The organism is Brucella sp. H1_1004 (genome assembly GCF_047308065.1).
Classification (GTDB): domain Bacteria; phylum Pseudomonadota; class Alphaproteobacteria; order Rhizobiales; family Rhizobiaceae; genus Brucella; species Brucella pseudogrignonensis_B.
Genome location: NZ_JAYKZA010000001.1, coordinates 778,568 through 800,769 on the forward strand (window position 1 = coordinate 778,568; position 22,202 = coordinate 800,769).

Sequence of the window (22,202 nt, forward strand, 5' to 3'; positions counted from 1 at the left end):
ACAACTTTAATGCAAGACGGCCTTGTTGATGAAAATCAGGATGCCGTCTTTTAATACCTAAAAATTATTTGCGCTCTCATCTGTTCGGCGAGGCAGGGAAAGTGTAGGCACCTGTTTTCTTTGCATATTTTGATTGCTGCGTTCGAACTCATTGAAGATGCGCAAACCGACAGCCCAAGTTAAAAATATCAGGCATAACGCTATAACAGCGTTAAAAACAGTTTCAGGCTTCATGGAGTTTATCGTCCTTTGACGTTGGACGTGTATATGCTGCCTAAGTGGCGCTTATACAATGAATAATAAAGCATATCTGTTATGTGAGAGAATGCTAAATGAACAATGTGGTTCATTTCTGCCTGCGCATGCGAATGGCTTTAATCCAGGTGTTGTTGAACATGAACGCACCTATCACGAGAGCAACCAATCCAAGCGCCATCATTCCGTAAGCAATGCCTTGGTCGCCAAACTGCTGATATAGCCAGCCAGATTTCTCGACGTCCTGAGCAGGTTGACCGATTCGCATAAGCCCTTGAAAAAATGCGCCGACGCCGACGATTAACAAAAGAACACTACGAATCATCAGTCATGCCTGAATGCAAATTTTTAAATGGAAGGAGTTATCTGAGAGCATATATTTATTTCTATCATGCTCATGAAAGCCTCGGAAAAACTGGAGCGGGCGAAGGGATTCGAACCCTCGACCCCAACCTTGGCAAGGTTGTGCTCTACCCCTGAGCTACACCCGCTCGCGCCAGTCTTCTCTGAGAGAGAAGTCGTTTCCGTTAGGCAAGCGCTATATCGCTCACAGCTTTTAATATTGCAACAGAGAAAAGAGATTTTCCTGAAAAGAAACTGATTTATACAATTAAGCAATTGATTTAATTATATAAATATTTTTTGGTTGGCTGTGGATATGGTGCTGGTTTTACGGAGTGACGCTTATAATCGTATGGAATCGATGTGAATCAGCTGATTCATTGTGATTTACATTGGCTTTTCCAGAAGGGCTCAGCGGAAAGGTTTTGCAGACGCGGAGTGACTGGTATTGCGTCTGCAGATGGGTTGAGTAAGTGTACCTCTGCGCTTCGTATAATGGTCTTGCGACAAGATCATGCATTTAGGGAACCCAATTTTATGCCTCTTACGCCAGCCGAACTTCACGACTATCTGAAAAACCTTGGCATTGAGGTTAAGACGGTGGAACATCCACCTTTGTTTACGGTAGCGGACTCGCAAAGTCTTCGTGGTGAAATCGCTGGAGGCCATACCAAGAACCTTTTCCTGAAAGACAAGAAAGACAATTTCTTTTTGGTGACAGTAGACGAGGATGCTGTTGTTGATCTCAAGACAATTCATCAGACCATTGGCGCCGCCAGTCGGGTTTCGTTTGGCAAGCCAGAAAAGCTGATGGAATATCTGGGGGTTGTTCCGGGCGGCGTGACGGTATTTGGTGCGGTCAATGATACTGAACACAATGTTCAGATTATCCTCGATGCAAATCTGATGAAAAATGACATCGTCAATGGTCATCCTCTAACCAATGAAGCAACGACATCGATCCGACGTGACGATCTGTTACGCTTTTTGGCAGCAACAGGACATGAGCCACGCATTCTTGCAGTTTCGGATGATACCAAGGCTACACAACAGGTCTAAGCATTTTGCTAGCGTGTAGAACTTGAAATTAGAGGCTGCCAATACAAATTGATCTATCGAAACCGGCCTGCCTCCGCCCTATATGCAAGCTGGAAGATATAAGGAATATCCAATGACGAGCCAGAACAATCCTTATTCAAAAGCCAGCGGACAAATGACTGGGAACGTTTCGTTTGGGGTTGCGCCAGCAACAGGTGGCAACGATCTGATCAGGGATACGACGACAGCCACTTTTCAGACTGATGTCATTGCGGAATCGCGTAAGCAGCCTGTTCTCGTTGATTTTTGGGCGCCGTGGTGCGGGCCTTGCAAACAACTCACGCCCATTATCGAAAAAGCAGTTCGTGAAGCAGGCGGTGCGGTTAAGCTTGTTAAGATGAACATTGACGATCATCCATCAATCGCTGGTCAGCTTGGTATCCAGTCGATCCCGGCTGTCATTGCCTTTGTCAATGGTCAGCCTGCCGATGGCTTTATGGGGGCTTTGCCTGAATCCAAGGTGAAGGAATTTATCGCGAAGATCAGCGGTCCAAGTGATCAGGAAGCAGCAATTGCTGAAGCCGTGACAGCAGCAAAAGAGTTGGTTGACGCGGGTGATTTTGTGCAGGCGGCACAGATTTTTTCATCAATTCTGCAAGTAGCACCTGATAATGTGGATGCAATTGTCGGCTTGGCCATGTGTTTGCTGGAATCTGGCGATGCTGACAAAGCACGGGAAATGCTGGCAAGCTTGCCTGCCGATAAGCAGGATGCCGCCCCTGTTCGTGCGCTTGAAGCGAAGCTTGCCCTTGCCGATCAGGTGAAACTTATCGGTGATCCAGTAGAGCTGGAGCGCCGCGTTCAGACGGACCCGAGTGATTATCAGGCCCGGTTTGATCTCGCGCAGGTACGCAATGCGCAGGGAAGGCGCGTGGAAGCCGCTGATGAATTGCTGGCAATCATGAAGGCGGACCGCAGTTGGAACGATGACGGTGCACGTAAGCAGCTTCTGCAATTCTTTGAAGCGTGGGGCAATGCAGACCCGGCAACTTTAGGTGCGCGCCGCAAGCTTTCGTCGCTTCTGTTTTCTTAAAGGAGATAGTTATGCAAGTGGGCAATGCCCGTTATCGGATAGCTTCGGATATACCGGAGCTTGTTCCGGTGTTTCCCCTTAAAGGCGCACTTTTGCTGCCGGGTGGTCAGCTGCCGTTAAACATATTCGAGCCTCGCTATCTTGAGATGGTCGAAGACGCACTGTCGGGTAAGCGGATCATTGCAATGATCCAGCCTCGCATTCATGATGTCGAGGAAGAAGATGATAGTGATGATTTCGACGAGACACAGAAACCTGAATTGAGCCAGGTTGGCTGTCTTGGGCGCATCACCACCTATTCAGAAACGGGCGACGGTCGCGTGTTGATCACATTGCAAGGCATTTGCCGGTTCCGAGTTCTCGAGGAGGTGCATTCTCGCAAGCCCTATCGCCAATGCAAGATAGCGCCATTTTTGACTGATCTCGAAGCTGCGAATGATGTTGGAGACATCGACCGAGAAGCTTTGTTGCGCGCTTTTAAAGACTATCTGGAAGTGCATAATTTGGAAGCTGATTGGGATAGTATTTCGCGGGCAGCCAATGATACGCTCGTCAATGCGCTCTCAATTATGTCGCCTTTTGGTCCTGCAGAAAAGCAAGCATTGTTGGAAGCAGCAGATTTGAAAACGCGTGCCGCAACTTTGATTGCGATCACGGAAGTGGTGTTGGCGAAAGCCAGGGATGATTATGGTTCGCGTTTGCAGTAGGTGCCCGGAAGAGTTTAATGATGACAAATGAAAATGACAGCCAGCTCGACGTAAAGCTACTTGAGTTGCTTGTGTGCCCGCTGACGAAAGGCCTGCTTCGTTATGATGCACAGAATAGCGAGTTGATTTCGGAAAAAGCCAAACTTGCTTATCCAATTCGAGGTGGCATTCCGATTATGCTGCCCTCGGAAGCACGTCCAACTGACTAGTTTTTCTGGCTTCTGCGGCTCACATGAGCGTAACACAGGTTGACTTGATACGACTGTTATATAATTTCTGCATATCCTCTGTTCTTTTTCATAAATTTCACGCCGCCGGTTGTTGCCTGCCGCGCGGCGGGGTTCTATAACCCTCGCGGAACTTGAAAGCGCGATAGTGGGATACAATTTTCCTGCTCCTATTGTGCGATGAAAAACAGAGGCTTGGCATTATGGCATCCAGAAAACTTCTTCTCCTGCCCGGCGACGGCATCGGTCCCGAAGCAATGGCTGAGGTCCGCAAGATTATTGATTACCTGAACACAGGCCTCAATCTCGGTTTTGAGACCGATGAAGGTCTTGTTGGTGGTTCTGCATATGATGCGTGCGGTCAGGCGATTTCCGATGCGGATATGGAAAAAGCGCTTGCAGCCGATGCCGTACTTTTCGGTGCTGTTGGCGGTCCTAAGTGGGACAGCGTACCTTACGAAGTGCGTCCAGAAGCAGGTCTTCTGCGCCTGCGTAAAGATTTGGCCCTTTATGCTAATCTGCGCCCGGCAATCTGCTATCCAGCACTCGCACATTCATCGTCGCTCAAGCCGGAAGTGATTGAAGGTCTCGACATTCTGATTCTGCGCGAACTGACCGGTGGCGTCTACTTCGGTGAACCGAAGGAAATTATCGATCTGGGTAATGGTCAGAAGCGCGGTATCGATACGCAGCTTTATGACACCTACGAAATCGAACGCATTGCTGATGTCGCTTTTGAGCTTGCACGCACCCGTCGCAACAAAGTGACGTCGATGGAAAAGCGCAATGTGATGAAGTCGGGCGTTCTGTGGAATCAAGTCGTCACAGCACGTCACAAAGAAAAGCATTCGGACGTTGAACTTGAGCATATGCTGGCTGATGCGGGTGGTATGCAGCTCGTTCGCTGGCCGAAGCAGTTCGACGTGATCGTCACTGACAATCTTTTTGGTGACATGCTTTCCGACGTTGCTGCGATGCTGACCGGTTCGCTCGGTATGCTTCCGTCTGCTTCGCTCGGTGCGGCCGATGGCGTGACTGGCAAGCGCAAGGCGCTTTATGAGCCAGTACACGGTTCGGCGCCGGATATTGCTGGTCAGGGCGTTGCCAATCCGATCGCAATGATCGCGTCGCTTGCCATGTGCTTGCGTTATTCGTTCAACCTGATCGATGAAGCTGATCGTCTGGAAGCTGCGATTGCTGGCGTTCTGGATGACGGTCTGCGCACTGCCGATATCTGGTCGGAAGGCACGAATAAGGTCGGAACGACAGAAATGGGCGATGCTATCCTTGCCAAGTTCAAGGCGCTGTCAGCTTAATCACTGATCGAATATGCGTTGAAAGTCGCTGTGTGAAGATCGCACAGCGGCTTTTTTAATTTCAGTCGAGTTGAATTGTGAAGTCTGCAAACACCGCTACTATAAGCAGTGCAATAAAGAAATACTGAAAGCCTATTTTCTTGATCTTCATAGCTAGCAGTATCACCGCTGTTTCGATTGTAAAGAAAATGAAATCACCTAGCGGAGATTCCTCGTTATTGATTGAAATACTGGGGCCAGCACTGCGCAATAGCTCAATAAGATTGAGCAATATCAAAAGCGATAACAGCCATATTTTTCGTGAAAGGAAATATTTTTCATAATCTCCATACTCTTTGATATCGTCTGGAGTTAGAGTGACGCACATGAAAAAAAGACCGAATACATAAAGTAAATCTAAAACATAGGTATAGACGTTGTAGGCCTTTGTGCTGCTTTCAAAAAGATAGTCCCACCAGAACTGGATTATCCAGAGAAAAACAACAATTACCCAGCCGATATGCATATAGGAGATTTTATGCTTGTTAGGATGCTGCACAAATCTGGATGCAAAGATAAGCAATCGTGAGAGGCAAAGACTGATGCCCATGCCGTTAATGATGCGCATGTGCGAGAAAGCATCAGCAGCACTGATCGCGGTGTCAACTCCAGAAGGCAATGTTTACCCGTATTGATGTTTGCAAAGAGTTGTTGTTGAATATTTATTCTATAGATATGTCGTGTTCTCACACGGTGTCAAAGTAATAAATTCGCATAGCAATATGTCGCGCCGAAAAATATACGCCCGATTTCCGGCTGCAATTTCGCTCTGATGCACTAACAGTTGTCGCCATGTTGAACACACTCCCAGATTTAAATACCTTGTATGATGCGCTGCTTGCTCGTGATGCGGCCTATGAAGGCAGGGCCTATGTCGGCGTGCTGTCGACGGGCATTTTCTGTCGGCTGACCTGTCCGGCAAGAAAGCCCCTCAAGGAGAACTGCCGCTTTTTTGCGTCTATCCCAGAATGTATTGCGGATGGATTTCGCGCTTGCAAACGATGCCACCCGTTACAGCCTGCAGCTGATGCGGATGCCTCGGTTGAGCGTTTGTTGAAAGCACTTGAAGCTGAGCCGCAGCGTCGTTGGAGTGAAGATGATGTTGCCGGCATGGGCTTCGATCCGTCAACGGTGAGGCGTAGCTTCAGACGACACTTTGGAATTACGTTTCTTGAAATGGCGCGGCAGGAACGCCTACGACAAGGATTTCAAACTCTTGCGCAGGGTGAGCGTGTTATCGATGCGCAAGTCGATGCAGGTTTTGAATCACCTGACGCATTTCGCACTGCTTTTGCACGTATTCTTGGAATGCCACCGGCACAATTGCGGAAGGATGGCTTGTTGCGCGCTGACTGGATCAAAACACCGCTCGGCACGATGATTGCTGTTTGTGACCGGTCGGCGCTGCATTTGCTTGAGTTTGCGGATCGCAAAGCTTTGCCACAGGAGTTGAAGAAGCTTTATAAGGCGTGTCACGGTTTGATTGGTATCGGTCGGTATCCGTCACATGATGTGCTGGAACTACAGCTTAACGCTTTCTTTGCCGGTCGCTCTGCAAGGTTTGATATACCGCTTGTGTTGCATGGAAGTGAATTTACACGCGATGTCTGGCGCGAATTGCAAAATATACGTGCAGGGCAGACGCGCAGCTATAGCGAGATAGCAAGAGCGGTCGACAAGCCGCTGGCGGTTCGCGCTGTTGCGCGTGCCAATGGAGTCAATCAGATTGCCATCCTCATTCCGTGCCATCGGGTAATTGGTGCTGACGGTTCTCTGACTGGTTATGGCGGCGGGCTTTGGCGTAAACAAAAGCTGATTGAGATTGAAGCACAATATCGCTGAGATAGGTCAACAAATGAAAACGCCGCCCAAAGAGGCGGCGTTTTTATTTCATTGGTGGTGACTATTATTCGACCTTGTTGAGATCGACGTCTTTGGTTTCCTTGACGAACAGGATGCCGATGACGAGCGTAATCGTCGCGATGATGATCGGATACCAAAGACCATAATAAATATCGCCCTTGGCAGCACTCATTGCAAACACGGTTGCTGGAAGAAGACCACCGAACCAGCCGTTACCGATGTGGTATGGTAGTGACATACCAGTATAACGGATGCGTGTTGGGAACATCTCAACGAGGATAGCGGCAATCGGGCCGTAAACCATGGTTACGTAGATGACCAGAACGGTTAGTATTGCGATTGTCATTGTCCAGTTGATCTGTGCCGGATCTGCAACCATCTTGAACGCGCCTGCGTTCGGGATGGTGTAAACAGCCTGACTTGGTTCACCTGCCGCATCTGCTTCGATCTGCGTGACGATGTTTGCTTTGACCAATTCCGCATTGGTCATTGTGGTGCTCTCACCTGCGCGCACAGCCTCTGCATTCAGAGCAAGCTCTGGGTTTGCCGCAACAAAGGCATCAAGCTTTGAATCGGCAACCTTTGCAGGGCTGCGTACCAGTGGCCAGCCAGCCTTTTGCAGAGCAAGGTTGATGTCGTGTGTCAGTGTCGCCTGTTTGGCTTTTGCATCCGCACCCGCTGCGTTTGCATCAAAGGACGTGATGGTCGCATCGCCGATTTTGACGGTTGCAGGCTGTCCGGCAGGACCTGTTACCACATCGTAAGGCACGGCGCTACGCGACAGGAAGCTCGTGGCAATATCGCAGGAACTGGTGAATTTCGACGTTCCTGTAGCGTTGAACTGGAAGTTACAGTCACCCGGCGCAGCGGTAACGGTTGCACGGATGGTCTGTTCTGCATGAGCAAGCGCCGGATTTGCAGCTTGCGTGAGCGCTTTAAACAGCGGGAAATAGGTGACTGCTGCCAAAAGCAATCCAGCCATGATAATCGGCTTGCGGCCTATCTTGTCTGATAACCAGCCAAACACAACAAAGAATCCGGTGCCTATAACCAGCGCCGATGCAACCATAATATTGGCGGACTGATTTTCGACTTTCAGTACGTTCTGCAGGAAGAACAGAGCGTAGAACTGGCCACTATACCAGACGACAGCCTGACCCATTGTGAGGCCGAACAGAGCGATCAGGGCAATCTTCGCATTTTTCCACTGGCCGAAAGCTTCGGAAAGTGGTGCCTTTGATGTCTTACCTTCTTCTTTCATCTTCTTGAAGGCAGGCGATTCACTCATCTGCAAGCGAATCCAGACGGAAATGCCCAAAAGAACAATCGAAACAAGGAAAGGAATACGCCAGCCCCACGAGGCGAAGGATTCTGTGGTCATGACGTTCTGAATGCTCAAAATGACCATCAGAGAAAGGAACAGTCCAAGCGTTGCGGTTGTCTGAATCCACGATGTGTAGAAACCGCGACGACCGTTTGGCGCGTGCTCAGCCACATAGGTTGCAGCACCACCATATTCGCCGCCCAGGGCCAGACCCTGCAACATGCGCAGGATGATCAGGATTGCAGGCGCTATGATGCCAAGTGTCGCCGATCCCGGCAGAATGCCGACCAGAAAGGTCGAGGCACCCATGATGACGATCGTGACAAGGAATGTATATTTACGCCCGACGAGATCGCCGATGCGTCCGAACACGAGCGCTCCAAACGGGCGCACAAGAAAGCCTGCCGCAAACGCGAGCAGAACGAAAATATTACGGGTTGTTTCTGGATATTCATTGAAGAACGCGGCGCCAATAAAGGCAGCAAGTGTTCCGTATAGATAAAAATCATACCATTCAAATACGGTGCCGAGTGAAGAGGCGAAAATAACCTTCTTTTCTTCACGCGTCATTTTAGGCGCGCCGGCCTTGGCGCTCGATTGCACTGACATAGGGTTCCTCCCAACAGCATTTTTGCTGATATGCGCGGATGTTCTCCTCCAACTTCCGCACACGTCTCCACCTGGTCATGATGAACTGAATCGTTTCAAACGGTTATTATCTTTTAGTATGATAAAAGCCGATAACCGGTTCGCGGACGAAAGGCAGAGATGAAACAGTTTACAGGTGGTTGCTTGTGTGGTCGCGTCAGACTGGAAGCTTCTGGAAATCCTTACAGGGTCGGTGTCTGCCATTGCCTCGATTGCCGCAAGCATCATGGTGCATTGTTTCATGCATCTGCAATTTTCCCGGAGAATGCTGTAATCATTGAAGGAGAAACGAACAGCTATGCAGGCCGGTTTTTTTGCCCTAACTGCGGATCGTCCGTATTTTCAAAGTCAGGCGATGAAGTTGAAATCAACCTCGGATCGCTGGACGCGCCCGATCAGTTCAAGCCAACTTACGAGCTCTGGACTATCCGTCGCGAAGCGTGGTTGCCAGAATTTCCGCTGAGCAGGCACTATGAGCGCGATCGCACCGAGACGACTCGCGATGATGAGTGAATTCTAAAGTTGCGTAACAGAGCGGTAATCCGGCGCCATTCATCTTTTTTGGGCGCATGAAGGCCTATGATTCATGCAATCTCAGGCGCGTATGTGGTGCCAAGTTGGAATGATTATCCAAATACGACTGTCGTTGGTCATTTTCCGTCGAATTTGGTTTTTTTCTCGGTCATGGAGTGCTAAGTCGCTCTCGCGATAAATGCCGACAAATCCTCAGAGTTCAATTCATCCGCATGCCCCAAAATATCGCAGTGACGACATTTGCAGATTGATTTATGTCGCCGAGCGAGTACCGAGCCCAGAGCCTGAAAGCCCCAAAATGACCGCACGTCTTTCATTTGCGCGTGAGCGTATCAATGTTCTTCTTCTCGAAGGCATCAATCAGTCCGCTGTCGATTATTTCAAATCGTCTGGCTATACCAATGTTGTCCATCTGCCAAAGGCATTGGACAAAGCTGAGCTGATCGAGGCGATTGCGTCTGCGCATATTATAGGCATCCGTTCGCGCACCCAGCTCACCGATGAAGTGTTTGAAGCTGCGCAGCGTCTGATCGCAGTCGGTTGTTTTTCGGTCGGCACCAATCAGGTTGATTTGAAGGCGGCCCGCAAACGCGGTATCCCTGTTTTCAACGCACCGTTCTCCAATACACGTTCAGTGGCCGAGCTGGTGATTGGCGAAATCATCATGCTGATGCGCCGCATTTTCCCGCGTTCAAACTCTGCGCATGCGGGCGGCTGGGACAAAAGCGCGACGGGTAGCCGTGAAGTGCGTGGCAAGACGCTGGGTATCGTTGGCTACGGCAACATTGGTTCGCAGGTCGGCAACCTTGCTGAAAGCCTCGGCATGACGGTTCGCTATTTCGACATGACTGACAAGTTGCAATATGGCAATGTTATCCCGACCGAGACGCTCGACGAACTGCTCGAAATTTCCGACGTAATCAGCTTGCATGTACCGTCAAACAAGTCGACGGCCAAGATGATCACCGAAGCCAAGCTGCGTAAGATGAAGAAGGGTGCCTTCCTCATCAACAATGCGCGCGGAAATGTGGTTGATTTGGAAGCGCTGGCTACAGTGCTTAAAGAAGGGCATCTCGCAGGTGCCGCAATTGACGTATTCCCGGTTGAGCCGGCTTCGAACAAAGATCCATTTACTTCGCCATTGCAGGGACTGGAAAACGTCATTCTGACCCCACATATCGGTGGTTCGACCGCAGAAGCGCAAGAGCGCATCGGCATGGAAGTCACCCGCAAGCTTGTTGAATATTCCGATGTTGGTTCGACGCTGGGTGCTGTCAACTTCCCTCAGGTGCAGTTGCCAGCACGTCCGAACGGCACGCGTTTCATGCATGTGCACGAAAACCGTCCGGGCATCCTTAACAGTCTCGTCAATATTTTCTCGTCACACAATATCAACATCATCAGCCAGTTTTTGCAGACCGATGGTGAAGTTGGCTATGTGGTGATTGAAGGCGACGCGATGGAGGAACACGCTGAGGACGTGCTTCAGGCGATGCGCGAAATTCCGGGCACCATCCGCACGCGCTTGCTGTATTAATTCGTCGCAATTTTGAGTAAGGTCCGCGCCGCATTCGCTGCGCGGGCTTTTTCATTGCGCCTGTCAGGGTAATAAGCGGCATTGTTCCTGCATATTCGAGCAGTTTTGTTGCGCTTGTCTTTGCAAACACATTGACTCTTTTCTCAAAGGGCTTAAAAGCGCAATCGGAAAAGGAGAAATCCCGTGAACGCTTCCTGCGCATCACATAGCCTGTACGGACTGAATGGCCTCAACGCCATCGGTGCCGCTATGGCGTCCGTTTCCAAAACTACCACGGCCACTTGCATTAAAACGACCACCAAAACGGTCTGACCCCTTGGCCTGCTCGCCCTCTCTCCCCGGGTCCGGCCCAGGGAAAAGGCCCGCTGGTCGCGGGTTTTTATGGAAGCGGAGAGGACAGGAGACAGGTAAATGGGTTTTAAAGTTGCAGTCGTCGGCGCTACCGGGAATGTCGGTCGCGAAATGCTCAATATCCTCGAAGAACGCGGTTTTCCGGCTGATGAAGTCGTAGCACTCGCTTCGCGTCGCAGTCAGGGTACGGAAGTATCTTATGGCGATAAGACGCTGAAGGTTAAGGCGCTCGACCAGTACGATTTTTCGGATACTGACATTTGCCTTATGTCTGCTGGTGGCAACATTTCCAAAGAATGGTCGCCAAAGATCGGTGCGCAGGGTTGTGTCGTCATCGATAATTCATCCGCATGGCGCTATGATGCCAATGTGCCGCTGATCGTTCCGGAAGTGAACCCAGACGCGATTGAAGACTTCCGCAAGCGCAATATCATTGCCAATCCGAATTGCTCGACTGCGCAGCTTGTTGTCGCTCTGAAGCCGCTTCACGACGCAGCCAAGATCAAGCGCGTTGTTGTCGCCACCTACCAGTCCGTTTCGGGCGCTGGCAAGGAAGGCATGGACGAGCTGTTTCAGCAGTCGCGTGCGGTTTTTGTTGCCGACCCTGTCACGGCGCAGAAATTTACGAAGCGTATTGCCTTCAATGTGATCCCGCACATCGATGAGTTTATGGAAGACGGCTACACCAAGGAAGAATGGAAGGTGATGGCTGAAACCAAGAAGATGCTTGATCCGAAGATCAAGCTCACCGCAACGGCTGTGCGCGTTCCTGTCTTCATTGGCCACTCTGAAGCCGTTAACATTGAGTTCGAAAACCCGATTTCGGCTGAAGAAGCACGTGAAATTCTGCGTGAAGCACCAGGCTGTCAGGTTGTCGATAAGCACGAAAATGGCGGTTATATCACGCCATATGAATCGGCAGGTGAAGACGCAACTTACATCAGCCGTATCCGTGAAGACATCACGGTTGAAAACGGCCTGTCGATGTGGGTTGTTTCCGACAATCTGCGTAAGGGCGCTGCTCTTAATACAATCCAGATCGCAGAACTGCTTGTTGCGCGTGGTCTAATTACGCCAAAGGCACTTGCTGCTTAATCGATCTTACAGATTACAAAACAAAAGCGCCGGGCAACCGGCGCTTTTTTTATTACCTTGAAATGCTGTCTTTGAGATTATTGCGGACTTTAAGCAATCTTTCACGCAAATCCTGCAAGTCATTCAGAGGCTCACCAAGCGCGCAGAAGACCTTCTCAGGAATATCGGCAGCTTTTATCCGCAAAGCACGCCCTTCATCGGTCAGCGTAATGCGGACCTGCCGCTCATCCTCTGGATCTCTGCGGCGCGCGAGATGACCGGCTGCTTCAAGCCGTTTTAAAAGCGGGGTGAGGGTGCCAGAATCGAGATTGAGTTTCGCACCAATTTCCGAAACCGTGCAATTATCCTGTTCCCATAAAATAACCATCACCAGAAACTGAGGATAAGTAAGTTCCAGTTTACTCAAAATTGGCTGGTATGCGCGCGTCAGCGCATTCGCAGTGGAATAGATCGCGAAACAAACCATATCCGACAGATTGAGATGAGATTCTTGTTTGTCGTCCTTCATAGCGCAATCTCCATGGCAGAACTTTACATGAGGTGCAATTGAATTGTGCATCACATATTTGTGTAAATAAATTTTGCAAAATTAGATTGTGTGCAATATAAAAATCTGCCAGTTTGGTTGTGGAGATAATTCAACGATACCAACGGAGACATTTAAATGGCTATTCTTTACACGACCCAATCCACCGCAACCGGCGGCCGCACAGGCAGCGCCAAGACGGCAGACGGTCGCCTTAGTGTTGTTCTTGATACGCCAAAGGAACTTGGCGGTTCGGGTGGCGAAGGCACCAATCCTGAGCAGTTGTTTGCATCCGGTTATGCGGCTTGTTTCCTCGGCGCATTGAAATTCGTTGCAGCGAAAGAAAAGGTTTCTATTTCTGCTGATAGCACGGTCACAGCCACTGTTGGTATTGGTCCGCGTGAAGATGGCACTGGTTTTGGACTGGATGTGGCTCTGGAAGTCGCTTTGCCTGGAGTTGAAAAAGCCAAAGCGCAGGAGCTGGTCAATGCTGCGCACATCGTCTGTCCTTATTCCCATGCAACACGTGGCAATATCGATGTCCGCCTAAGCGTAGCATAAATTAGACAAGCAAAAGGCGCTCGGTTGAGCGCCTTTTTTGTTTATGAGGATAGTTCTTCCAAAACCTGCAAAGCATCCTCAATCTGCTCACGGACCTCTGTCGTTAACGGCAATATGGGCCGAGGCGGTTCGATTTTTGCAAGGCCCAGTAGATCGGCGATGACATACATTACGCGGAAGCTGCCATGGGTTTTGAACAGGCCCCAGAGCGGCCCAAACGCCGAGTTGATGCGTTCCGCCTCAGTCTGGTGGCCGCTTTGCGACGCGCGTACAAGTGCTGAAAATTGTTTTGGTAGAAGACCCGCAGCGACACTGTAGAAAGTGTCGGCCCCCGCAAGAAGTGCATCTTTTGCGCCCCAATCGCCACTATAACCGATGGCGAAGTCATCGGGTGTTGAAGCACGCAACTTCCCAATTTCTGCCGCATAGTTTTCGTCGGCGGGCAGGGGCATCTTGATCGCGCAGATATTATCGATATTTGCAAGTCGAGCAATCAGTTCATCACTGAAAACAAATCGTGTGGTCCCAGGGTTGTTATAAATGCAGAGCGGCAAATCAGTGGCCCGCGCGACAGCCTTGAAATGCTGATAGACTTCTTCTTGGGTCAGCGGCGTGTAGGAAACGGGCGCAAGTAATAAAGCATCAGCGCCAGCGTCTGCGGCATCTCTTGCAAGTGCCTGCGCTTCATCAGTACGCAACGCTCCAACGCCAACAATCAGTGGTATTTTACCGCCAATGTGTTTGACGGCAGTTTTCACTGTATGCTGACGTTGTTCACGTGTGAGAAAAGCATATCCACCTGTGCTTCCTAATAGGCCAATCGAATCTGCTCCTGCGTCATGGATGCGCGTAAGAAAAGCCTCTAGCGCGTCCTCTATCAAATTGCCTTCGGTATCCATCGGCGTGAGCGGAAAGGCGGATAGACCATGGAACATCTTCATTACGACACTCATTTCTCAAATGGTTCTAGCGTGACAGAAGGAGGCGAATGCCAGCGAGGGCAAACACCGCGGACAGAACCCCTTCGATCCAGCGCCGTGCCCCACGATATAACCGCACCATGGGTGCAGTAGAGAACACAATCGCATAGCCGCAGAAGATCGTAATGCTAAGCGTAATGCAGCCACCGAGGAATGCCGCCATCTGTGGCCAAGACGAATTTGTGCCAAGGCCAAGCGTGACGAGTGCTATCCATGATAGTATCGATTTTGGATTGGAAAGGTGCAAAAGCAGGCCACGACGATATAGTTCGCCGCCTGAAAGGAATGCATCACCATTTATGTTGCGTGCTGCGATTTGCTCATCTGATGTCATAGCAGCACGTGCTGCTTTGAACGCGAGGTAGAGCAGATAAAGACCACCGAAAATCTTGAGAATAATAAGCGCTTCGGCAAACCGTGTAAGGATTGCAGATACCCCTGTTGCCGCCATCAGGCCCCAGAATATAGAGCCGGTCACAACACCTGATGCAAACATCAGTCCGGCTTTGCGGCCTTGATGCATGGAAACGCCCATGATGCGCATATTGCTTGGGCCGGGGCTTCCGGCAGCAATAACATAGGTCGTGTAAACAAGGAGAAGCTGATAGGCGGCGGGCGAAAGGCTCATGATCATCACTCAGATTGAACTGAGCAGATTTATAGCATTCTCTGCGTCCGATATCTTGATTGGATTGTATTAAAAACGGCCAAAATTGTCTCAATTTTGGTTAGAACTGATAGCCTAATAAAGCACCGCGATAATGTGTTGCTTTAGTCAGCATGTGCTTCCAGAGCTTCCATATCATCATCCGAAAGGCCAAAATGATGGCCAATTTCATGAATGAGAACATGGGTAATAATATCGCCAAGTGTCTCTTCATTCTCTGACCAATAGTCGAGAATTGCGCGGCGAAAGAGCGTGATGCGGTTGGGCGTGTCGCCGGTTTGCAGGCTGAAACGTTCGCCTATCCCCATGCCTTCAAACAGACCAAGAAGATCAAAGGGGGTCTCTAAGCCCATATCTTCAACGATCTGTTCTTCAGGGAAGTCTGCAATCTGGATGATGATGTCACCACAAAGCGCACGAAATTCCTGCGGAAGATGCGCAAGCGCTTCAATCGCAATAGATTCAATTTCGTCTAGCGAGGGCGAGAGACGTCCCGCCCAGTCACCGCTTTGATCTTCTCTGGCCATTTCAGCCAACCGTGTCCTATTCAATGATTCAGGCCACCGCACATCCGCCAAAGGCGCATAATGGAGCTGCCATTATGCCCAGGGACGCTGTTGAGCGTTTTTCGCCTCGAACGTATCAATGTTCCTTACCTTTTCCATGGTCAGACCGATGTCATCAAGACCATTGAGCAGACAATGACGCTTGAAGTCGTCAAGGTCAAAGGCAATCGAACCGCCATCAGGACCGTGGATCTCTTTGGCTTCAAGATCAACAGTCAGCGTTGCATTGGCACCGCGTGATGCATCGTCCATCAGCTTATCGAGATCTTCCTGGCTGACTCTGATTGGCAGAATGCCGTTCTTGAAGCAGTTGTTGTAGAAGATGTCGGCGAACGAAGTCGAGATCACACAGCGAATACCAAAATCAAGCAGTGCCCAAGGCGCATGCTCACGCGAAGAACCGCAACCAAAATTGTCGCCAGCAACCAGAATCTGTGCGTTGCGATAGCCGGGCTTGTTGAGCACGAAATCCGGATTTTCGGTTCCGTCTTCGTTAAAGCGCATTTCGGCAAAAAGCCCCTTGCTCAGACCCGTGCGCTTGATCGTCTTCAGATAATCCTTCGGGATGATCATGTCCGTATCGATATTGACGATCGGCAGGGGGGCTGCAACGCCCGTGAGCTTGGTGAACTTATCCATGTTCCTGACCTGTCGGTTGGGTATTTTAAATTTGCAGTCTGCTTTACATCAGCATGGCAGAGAGTCAATCTTTCTGGCCGCAAGTGCCCAATAGGTCGCAACCCTCAAGACAAAAATTGCCCTTCCGGCATATGCAAAGGTACGCTGGAAGGGACTCTTTAAGCTTTGCGCATGAATATTTCTGAGGCTTTGCTAACAAACTCAGAATCATGCGCTGGTGCTCTTATTGGCGAAATTATTGTATGTTTAATGTAATTCCGCCACTCTCACTGCCGGTCAATCGGCGTGACTTACCGTCTGCACCAACAACGAACGTGAATCGCCTGCGCAGCATCGACAGGTTGGGTGAAACTGCGACATTAATTGCGGGATCAAATTGCAGAGTGATCCGCCAGAGATCAGGCTTGATCGTTTCTTCCACGCCGATGATGCGGGCTTCAAATGCTGTTGAATGGAACATGCCCGAAACGCGCTGACTGACGCGGTAAGGTGCTTTATCTTCTTCAACCTTTGGAGTTTCAATATTCGTGCTGTTGGCTGCAAGCGTATTCCAGTCGCGTGTGCCAGATTGGCGTGCAACGAGATCAAGCGCTTTTCCGTGGCTAATGTTAATGCCTTCTTCGCCTAAAGCCTGCCTTAAACGGCGAGCCTGATGTTTGAAGTCGGTTGTCGTGTTCCCAGCAAGGATTGCTGTGGTCATAATATCGCTCCTGAATGTGAGCAGCATTTTCGTGAACGGGCACCCGCATTGCCGTTTCTGCCGTCACCGGAACAGGAACGTGAATTCAGAATGCTTTACCATGGCCTTGAGGCTGCGAGCGGCAGGTGCATTCCAACCGTGGATGCAAATTAAGCAGTCACAATGCAGATTTCAAGTGTCTTAGAATATGCGGGTTAAGTGCTTGCGAATGAACGCTGTTCGGTGCACAAATTGCGTATGAAAACAATTGCTCGTCCGCGCCGTTCCGTTTTGTTTGTACCAGCTTCCAATAGCCGTGCGGTTGAAAAATCGCTGACGCTTGGAGCCGATTGCGTCATTTATGATTTGGAAGACTCTGTTGCGCCGGAAGCAAAACTTGCAGCGCGCGATGCATTGATTTCTTATTTTTCTGAGCATCCAAACGTCGGCTTTGAGCGCGTGGTGCGCGTGAACGCCGCCGATACGCAATGGAATAAGGCTGATCTTAATGCCGCGGCAGAGATTGGCGCGGACGCGGTTTTGTTGCCGAAGGTTGAGCGTCCGCAGGACGTGATTGATGCGGCGAGCCTGCTTGATCGTCAGGATGCGGATCCTCAAATGTGCGTCTGGGCGATGATCGAAACCCCTCGCGGAATTCTCAATGCGGATGAGATTGCCGTACTGGGCCATCGCTCTGCGGCACGGCTTAGCTGTTTTGTCGTCGGGCCGAATGATATTGCGCTGGCAACCGGTGTGCGTCCGCAATCTGGGCGGCCTTATCTCGTCCCATGGCTGATGCAGATATTACTGGCCGCGCGTGCTGGTGGCATCGATGTGTTGGACGGCGTCTATAACGATTTTCGCGACACTGCAGGCTTTGAAGCGGAATGCATGCAGGGCGCTCTGATGGGCTTTGATGGCAAAACCCTCATTCATCCCTCGCAGATTGAGGTAGCCAATCGCGCCTTCTCCCCTTCAGACGAAGATGTGGCAAATGCCCGTGCGGTGGTCGCTGCATTTGCGCAGCCAGAAAATGCTGACAAAGGCGTCGTATCGCTGAACGGCCAGATGGTCGAACGCCTGCACCTGAAAATGGCCGAGCGCTTGCTGGCTAAATCAATCTCGTAAAACTTAAAGGAAGAAAAACTATGAAGCTCTATCGTTTCATCACTGGCCCAGATGATTCCGCATTCTGTCACCGTGTCACTGCAGCTTTGAACAAGGGCTGGCAGCTGCATGGTTCGCCAACCTATGCGTTCAATGCAGCAACAGGCGTGTTGCATTGCGGTCAGCCGGTTATCAAGGAAGTTGAGGGTGTCGAATATACGCCTGATATCAAGCTCGGCGAATATTAAGAAGACAACAAAAAGGCCGGGTTCCCGGCCTTTACTTTTTCTGCGCATGTCTTTGTCCCAAAACCGGTTCCCACTTTTGGGAGACATGCTGTTAATTCAATCCACGCTTTTCAATCATTGCATCCGGCGTTGGCATCTTACCACGGAAGGCTTTGTAAAGCTCTTCCGGGTCGCGGCTGCCACCAGCTGCATAGATATATTGCTTCAGCTTTGCTGCCAGTTCCGGATTGAAAGCATCGCCTGTTTCTTCAAAGGCCGAGAATGCATCGGCATCCAGCACCTCAGACCACATGTAGGAATAGTAGCCCGCCGAATAGCCGTCGCCGGAGAATACATGGGTGAAGTGCGGCGTGCGGTGACGCATGATGATTGCGTCAGGCATTGAAAGTTTTTTCAGCGTTTCTGCTTCAAAAGCCAATGGGTCAGTGATTTTTTCCGTGCCGGTATGGAATGCCATATCGACAAGTGCGGACGAGGTGAACTCGACCGTGTTGAAGCCTGCATTAAATGAACGCGCAGCAAGCACCTTGTCGAGAAGCGCCTTTGGCATGGCCTCACCGGTGCGATAGTGAACGGCATATTTTTCAAGCACTTCAGGCACCGTTAGCCAATGCTCATAAAGCTGGGACGGCAGTTCAACGAAGTCTCGCGAAACAGCAGTGCCGGAAATGGCAGGCCACGCCACATCCGAAAGAAGCCCATGCAGCGCATGGCCAAACTCGTGGAACAACGTGCGGGCATCATCAAGCGAGAGCAGGGCAGGTTCGCCAGCCTTGGGCTTCGCGAAATTCATAACATTGTAGATGAACGGCTTTTGCCCTGCATCGAGTTTATGACTTGATTGCAGTGAACTCATCCACGCGCCTGAGCGCTTTGATGTGCGGGCAAAGTAGTCGCCAAGGAATAAGCCACGCTCGCTGCCATCTGCATTGAGAACTTGAAACACGCGCACATCAGGGTGCCATGTCGGGATGCCTTTTTTCTCTTCGAAGCGAATGCCGAAAAGACGGGTGGCTACATCGAAGCTCGCTTCGATGATTTTTTCGAGCTGCAGATATGGCTTCAGCTCTGCTTCATCGAACGCAAATCGCTCGGCACGAAGCTTCTCGGCATAAAAACGCCAGTCCCACGGCGCGACTTTGTGATTATGACCATCAGCTGCGATCAGCCGTTCGAGTTCTGCTTCTTCGTCGCTCGCTTTGGCGCGTGCCTTGTCCCAGACTGGCTCTAACAGATCCATCACGGCTTTTGGTGTCTTGGCCATGGTGTCGTCGAGTTTGTATGCGGCAAAGTTGGTGTAGCCGAGCAGATGCGCTTTGCGTTCGCGCAGTTCGACCATCTCGCGCACGACGTCGCGATTGTCGGTTTCGCCACCGTTTTCACCACGTTTGCCCCATGCCTTGAACGCCTGTTCGCGCAGTTTGCGGTTTTCCGAGAATGTCAGGAACGGCTCAACGATAGAACGAGACAGAGTAATTGCCCACGCATCCGGCTGACCGCGTTCTGCAGCGGCACTTTGCATGGCATTTTTCAGAAAATCGGGCAGTCCTGCAAGGTCAGCTTCATCGGTGATCAATAGGAACCAGCTTGCTTCATCCTTGAGAACATTCTGGCCGAAGCGTGCACCCAGACCAGCGAGCTTTTCATTGATGCCAGCGAGCTCCTGTTTGCCTGCTTCATCGAGCTTTGCGCCGGAACGGACAAAGCCTTTCCATGTCTTTTCCAATACCCGCTTTGTCTCAATGTCGAGATCAAGGTGACTGCGATTTTCATAAAGCGCATCAATGCGGGCAAACAGCTTTGGGTCCATCATGATGCGCGAATAATGACGCGACATCTTGGGCGCGATTTCCCGCTCCAGCGCCTGAATGGTCTCGTTGGTGTGAGCACCAGCGCGAAGCCAGAAAATGGATGAAACGCGATCAAGCGATTGGCCGGTAAGCTGTAAGGCTTTCAACGTATTTTCAATTGTTGGTTCAGTATCATCATTGATGATCGCTTCAACTTCCGCGAGATCTTCGGCCAAAGCTGCGTCGAAAGTGGCGGCGAAATCATCGTCCTTAAATGCTGTGAAGTCCGGCAAGCCAAGCGGTCCATTCCATTGGGTCAATGCGTGATTATAGGGCTGCTTTTCGGACATCAGAGACTCCAGATAAAATGAATTTGATTTGTATCAGACTTAGGATTTTGCAACGGGCGAGACAAGGGTGCCACGGGATTATGAAAAAGCCTTCATGATTGAGAGGCGGGGGTTGACTTTCGAGGCAGCCGGGCGCAAATCAGCCACGCAGCCCCAACTCTTTGGCTGCATTTCAACCGGAGTCTTATTCTCTTATGCCAAGCGACAGTCACAGTCGATTGTTTCAGCCGTCAAGGCAGTTCGTGATCTGATCGTTTGCGGTCAGCTTGCACGGTCTGTCTTCGACGGCGGATCGACAGAAAGGCAAGCCTATGACCGACAACAACTTCTCCTCCGAAGTATTCAATGTTGCCGACCTACCTGCTGCAGCAATCGCCAGCCGCATCGCCGATATTCGCACCGGCGACGCAGTTGAGATCGTCAACGAACTCGACGCAGATGATGCAGTCGCAGTTATCGCACAACTCTCGCAAGAAGACGCCATTCGTCTGCTTGATCAGCCGGAGCTTGAACGCGCAACTGAAATCCTGACGATTCTTCCGCCCAATATTTCCAGTGAATTGCTGGACGGGATGTCCGCTGACCGTGCGACGGACGTCTTCCAGTCGATGGAAGATGCGGATCGGGCACGCTTATTCCCCATTCTTGCGCCAGAAACAAAGGCCGCGCTGAAAAAGCTTATGGGCTATCCCACAAATACTGCGGGTAGCCTCATGACAATCGAGTTCATCACTGTCCCGTCAAACTGGAATGTCGGGCAAACGCTTGAGCACATCCGAAAGGTGGAGCGCACACGCGAGACTGTTTACGCAATCTATGTGGTCGATCCGCAGACACGTGTTCTGCTGGGTGTGGTTAGTTTGCGCCGGCTGATTATCCGCGAGCTGGATGAGCCGATCCTTTCGCTCGCACGCGACGATGATCCTATTACCATTTCACCAAACGCAGATCGTGAAGACGTTGCGCGCCTTTTCCGCAAGCACGACCTTCTGGCGGTTCCCGTCGTTGATGACAGCCGTCACATCATCGGCATTGTGACTGTCGATGATGTGTTGGATGCCATGACCGAGGATGCCAGCGAAGATGCTTACCGTTTCGGTGGTATGGAAGCACTCGACAAGCCTTACATGCGCATTGGTTTCGGTGAAATGCTCAAAAAGCGCGGTGGCTGGCTGGGTATTCTGTTTCTCGGCGAAATGCTCACAGCCAGTGCGATGCAGCATTTTGAGCTGGAGCTGGAAAAGGCACTGGTTCTGACCTTGTTCATTCCGCTCATCATGTCTTCGGGTGGTAATTCGGGTTCGCAGGCCACATCGCTCATCATTCGTGCACTGGCATTGCAGGAACTCACACTTAAAGACTGGTGGCGGGTGTCAATTCGCGAATTACCGACAGGACTGGCTCTGGGCTCGTTCCTCGGCTTCATCGGCATTGTTCGCATCGCTATTTGGCAGAATCTCGGCATCTATGATTATGGTGAGCATTGGATGCTGGTTGCAGCCACGGTGGGTATGGCACTTGTCTGTATCGTAACTTTTGGTTCGGTAACGGGGTCAATGCTGCCGTTTATCCTTCGCAGACTGGGCTTCGATCCAGCGAGTGCATCGGCACCTTTTGTTGCAACGCTCGTCGATGTGACAGGTCTTGTCATTTATTTCAGTGTGGCACTGGTCATTCTTTCAGGCACTTTGCTGTAGGTTGCACGGCAAAACTGTCACAA

The 22,202-nt window shown here is 50.6% G+C and carries 24 protein-coding genes and 1 tRNA gene; 13 read left to right on the top strand and 12 right to left on the bottom strand.

Annotation, left to right across the window (positions count from 1 at the left end; all coding sequences use genetic code 11):
- Nucleotides 1–57 precede the first annotated feature (57 nt).
- The 3 genes from U2P60_RS03820 to U2P60_RS03830 form a co-directional block, all read right to left on the bottom strand.
- On the bottom strand, nucleotides 58–234 hold the full coding sequence (locus U2P60_RS03820; RefSeq protein ID WP_413571381.1) for a hypothetical protein: 177 nt from the start codon (nucleotides 232–234) through the stop codon (nucleotides 58–60).
- Between the two features lie 112 nt (nucleotides 235–346).
- Nucleotides 347–580: a hypothetical protein gene (locus U2P60_RS03825; RefSeq protein WP_313829298.1), complete on the bottom strand. Its 234-nt coding sequence runs from the start codon at nucleotides 578–580 to the stop codon at nucleotides 347–349.
- A 91-nt stretch (nucleotides 581–671) separates the two neighbouring features.
- Nucleotides 672–746, bottom strand: a tRNA-Gly gene (locus U2P60_RS03830).
- 388 nt (nucleotides 747–1,134) lie between these two features.
- On the opposite strand from U2P60_RS03830, the gene U2P60_RS03835 reads away from it, so the two are divergent.
- The 5 genes from U2P60_RS03835 to leuB all read left to right on the top strand — a co-directional run bounded on the left by U2P60_RS03835 (nucleotide 1,135) and on the right by leuB (nucleotide 4,978).
- Nucleotides 1,135–1,656, top strand: a complete 522-nt coding sequence (locus U2P60_RS03835) for a prolyl-tRNA synthetase associated domain-containing protein (protein WP_413571382.1) — start codon at nucleotides 1,135–1,137, stop codon at nucleotides 1,654–1,656.
- 112 nt (nucleotides 1,657–1,768) lie between these two features.
- Nucleotides 1,769–2,728 carry a thioredoxin gene (trxA, locus tag U2P60_RS03840; protein ID WP_413571383.1) on the top strand — a complete coding sequence of 320 codons (960 nt, stop codon included), beginning with the start codon at nucleotides 1,769–1,771 and terminating at the stop codon, nucleotides 2,726–2,728.
- 11 nt (nucleotides 2,729–2,739) lie between these two features.
- Nucleotides 2,740–3,435, top strand: coding sequence for an LON peptidase substrate-binding domain-containing protein (locus tag U2P60_RS03845; protein ID WP_413571384.1), 696 nt, complete (start codon nucleotides 2,740–2,742; stop codon nucleotides 3,433–3,435).
- A 17-nt stretch (nucleotides 3,436–3,452) separates the two neighbouring features.
- A complete protein-coding gene (locus tag U2P60_RS03850; RefSeq protein WP_313829303.1) occupies nucleotides 3,453–3,644 on the top strand; it encodes a Trm112 family protein in 192 nt (63 codons plus the stop codon).
- A gap of 221 nt (nucleotides 3,645–3,865) precedes the next feature.
- A complete protein-coding gene (gene leuB, locus U2P60_RS03855; RefSeq protein WP_413571386.1) occupies nucleotides 3,866–4,978 on the top strand; it encodes a 3-isopropylmalate dehydrogenase in 1,113 nt (370 codons plus the stop codon).
- 61 nt (nucleotides 4,979–5,039) lie between these two features.
- Here the strand turns inward: leuB and U2P60_RS03860 are convergent, their stop codons facing one another.
- On the bottom strand, nucleotides 5,040–5,636 hold the full coding sequence (locus tag U2P60_RS03860) for a hypothetical protein (RefSeq protein WP_413571389.1): 597 nt from the start codon (nucleotides 5,634–5,636) through the stop codon (nucleotides 5,040–5,042).
- 173 nt (nucleotides 5,637–5,809) lie between these two features.
- On the opposite strand from U2P60_RS03860, the gene U2P60_RS03865 reads away from it, so the two are divergent.
- On the top strand, nucleotides 5,810–6,859 hold the full coding sequence (locus tag U2P60_RS03865) for a bifunctional transcriptional activator/DNA repair enzyme AdaA (protein ID WP_413571390.1): 1,050 nt from the start codon (nucleotides 5,810–5,812) through the stop codon (nucleotides 6,857–6,859).
- A 64-nt stretch (nucleotides 6,860–6,923) separates the two neighbouring features.
- Here the strand turns inward: U2P60_RS03865 and U2P60_RS03870 are convergent, their stop codons facing one another.
- Nucleotides 6,924–8,813, bottom strand: coding sequence for an MFS transporter (locus tag U2P60_RS03870; protein ID WP_413571392.1), 1,890 nt, complete (start codon nucleotides 8,811–8,813; stop codon nucleotides 6,924–6,926).
- Nucleotides 8,814–8,972: 159 nt separating this feature from the next.
- Between U2P60_RS03870 and U2P60_RS03875 the strand changes: the two genes are divergently transcribed.
- The 3 genes from U2P60_RS03875 (at nucleotide 8,973) to U2P60_RS03885 (ending at nucleotide 12,369) form a co-directional block, all read left to right on the top strand.
- Nucleotides 8,973–9,365, top strand: coding sequence for a GFA family protein (locus U2P60_RS03875; protein ID WP_413571393.1), 393 nt, complete (start codon nucleotides 8,973–8,975; stop codon nucleotides 9,363–9,365).
- A gap of 319 nt (nucleotides 9,366–9,684) precedes the next feature.
- Nucleotides 9,685–10,923, top strand: a complete 1,239-nt coding sequence (gene serA / locus U2P60_RS03880; RefSeq protein ID WP_413571394.1) for a phosphoglycerate dehydrogenase — start codon at nucleotides 9,685–9,687, stop codon at nucleotides 10,921–10,923.
- Nucleotides 10,924–11,334: 411 nt separating this feature from the next.
- On the top strand, nucleotides 11,335–12,369 hold the full coding sequence (locus U2P60_RS03885) for an aspartate-semialdehyde dehydrogenase (RefSeq protein ID WP_413571395.1): 1,035 nt from the start codon (nucleotides 11,335–11,337) through the stop codon (nucleotides 12,367–12,369).
- A gap of 52 nt (nucleotides 12,370–12,421) precedes the next feature.
- On the opposite strand, the gene U2P60_RS03890 is transcribed toward U2P60_RS03885, so the two are convergent.
- Nucleotides 12,422–12,877, bottom strand: coding sequence for a MarR family winged helix-turn-helix transcriptional regulator (locus U2P60_RS03890; RefSeq protein WP_413571396.1), 456 nt, complete (start codon nucleotides 12,875–12,877; stop codon nucleotides 12,422–12,424).
- Between the two features lie 156 nt (nucleotides 12,878–13,033).
- On the opposite strand from U2P60_RS03890, the gene U2P60_RS03895 reads away from it, so the two are divergent.
- The gene (locus U2P60_RS03895; RefSeq protein WP_250043470.1) at nucleotides 13,034–13,456 is read left to right on the top strand and encodes an organic hydroperoxide resistance protein; all 423 of its coding nucleotides are present in this window, start codon (nucleotides 13,034–13,036) and stop codon (nucleotides 13,454–13,456) included.
- 41 nt (nucleotides 13,457–13,497) lie between these two features.
- Here U2P60_RS03895 and U2P60_RS03900 read toward each other — a convergent pair whose 3' ends face one another.
- The 5 genes from U2P60_RS03900 to U2P60_RS03920 form a co-directional block, all read right to left on the bottom strand.
- Nucleotides 13,498–14,397 (bottom strand): dihydrodipicolinate synthase family protein, encoded by a 900-nt coding sequence (locus tag U2P60_RS03900; protein ID WP_413571397.1) that lies wholly within the window; start codon nucleotides 14,395–14,397, stop codon nucleotides 13,498–13,500.
- A 25-nt stretch (nucleotides 14,398–14,422) separates the two neighbouring features.
- A complete protein-coding gene (locus tag U2P60_RS03905; protein WP_413571399.1) occupies nucleotides 14,423–15,064 on the bottom strand; it encodes a LysE family translocator in 642 nt (213 codons plus the stop codon).
- A 143-nt stretch (nucleotides 15,065–15,207) separates the two neighbouring features.
- Complete coding sequence (locus U2P60_RS03910; RefSeq protein WP_339510138.1) at nucleotides 15,208–15,630, bottom strand: metallopeptidase family protein; 423 nt, start codon at nucleotides 15,628–15,630, stop codon at nucleotides 15,208–15,210.
- 72 nt (nucleotides 15,631–15,702) lie between these two features.
- Entirely contained in the window at nucleotides 15,703–16,308 is a 606-nt protein-coding gene (gene leuD, locus U2P60_RS03915; RefSeq protein ID WP_413571400.1) for a 3-isopropylmalate dehydratase small subunit, read from the bottom strand.
- A gap of 235 nt (nucleotides 16,309–16,543) precedes the next feature.
- Nucleotides 16,544–17,008, bottom strand: coding sequence for a glyoxalase superfamily protein (locus U2P60_RS03920; RefSeq protein WP_313829319.1), 465 nt, complete (start codon nucleotides 17,006–17,008; stop codon nucleotides 16,544–16,546).
- Nucleotides 17,009–17,245: 237 nt separating this feature from the next.
- Here U2P60_RS03920 and U2P60_RS03925 point away from each other — a divergent pair, with 237 nt between their 5' ends.
- Nucleotides 17,246–18,115 carry a CoA ester lyase gene (locus tag U2P60_RS03925; protein WP_313829320.1) on the top strand — a complete coding sequence of 290 codons (870 nt, stop codon included), beginning with the start codon at nucleotides 17,246–17,248 and terminating at the stop codon, nucleotides 18,113–18,115.
- Between the two features lie 20 nt (nucleotides 18,116–18,135).
- A complete protein-coding gene (locus tag U2P60_RS03930; RefSeq protein WP_250043456.1) occupies nucleotides 18,136–18,342 on the top strand; it encodes a DUF1737 domain-containing protein in 207 nt (68 codons plus the stop codon).
- A 91-nt stretch (nucleotides 18,343–18,433) separates the two neighbouring features.
- On the opposite strand, the gene U2P60_RS03935 is transcribed toward U2P60_RS03930, so the two are convergent.
- Nucleotides 18,434–20,482 (bottom strand): M3 family metallopeptidase, encoded by a 2,049-nt coding sequence (locus U2P60_RS03935; RefSeq protein ID WP_413571401.1) that lies wholly within the window; start codon nucleotides 20,480–20,482, stop codon nucleotides 18,434–18,436.
- A 311-nt stretch (nucleotides 20,483–20,793) separates the two neighbouring features.
- On the opposite strand from U2P60_RS03935, the gene mgtE reads away from it, so the two are divergent.
- Nucleotides 20,794–22,179: a magnesium transporter gene (mgtE, locus tag U2P60_RS03940; protein ID WP_413571402.1), complete on the top strand. Its 1,386-nt coding sequence runs from the start codon at nucleotides 20,794–20,796 to the stop codon at nucleotides 22,177–22,179.
- Nucleotides 22,180–22,202 lie beyond the last annotated feature (23 nt).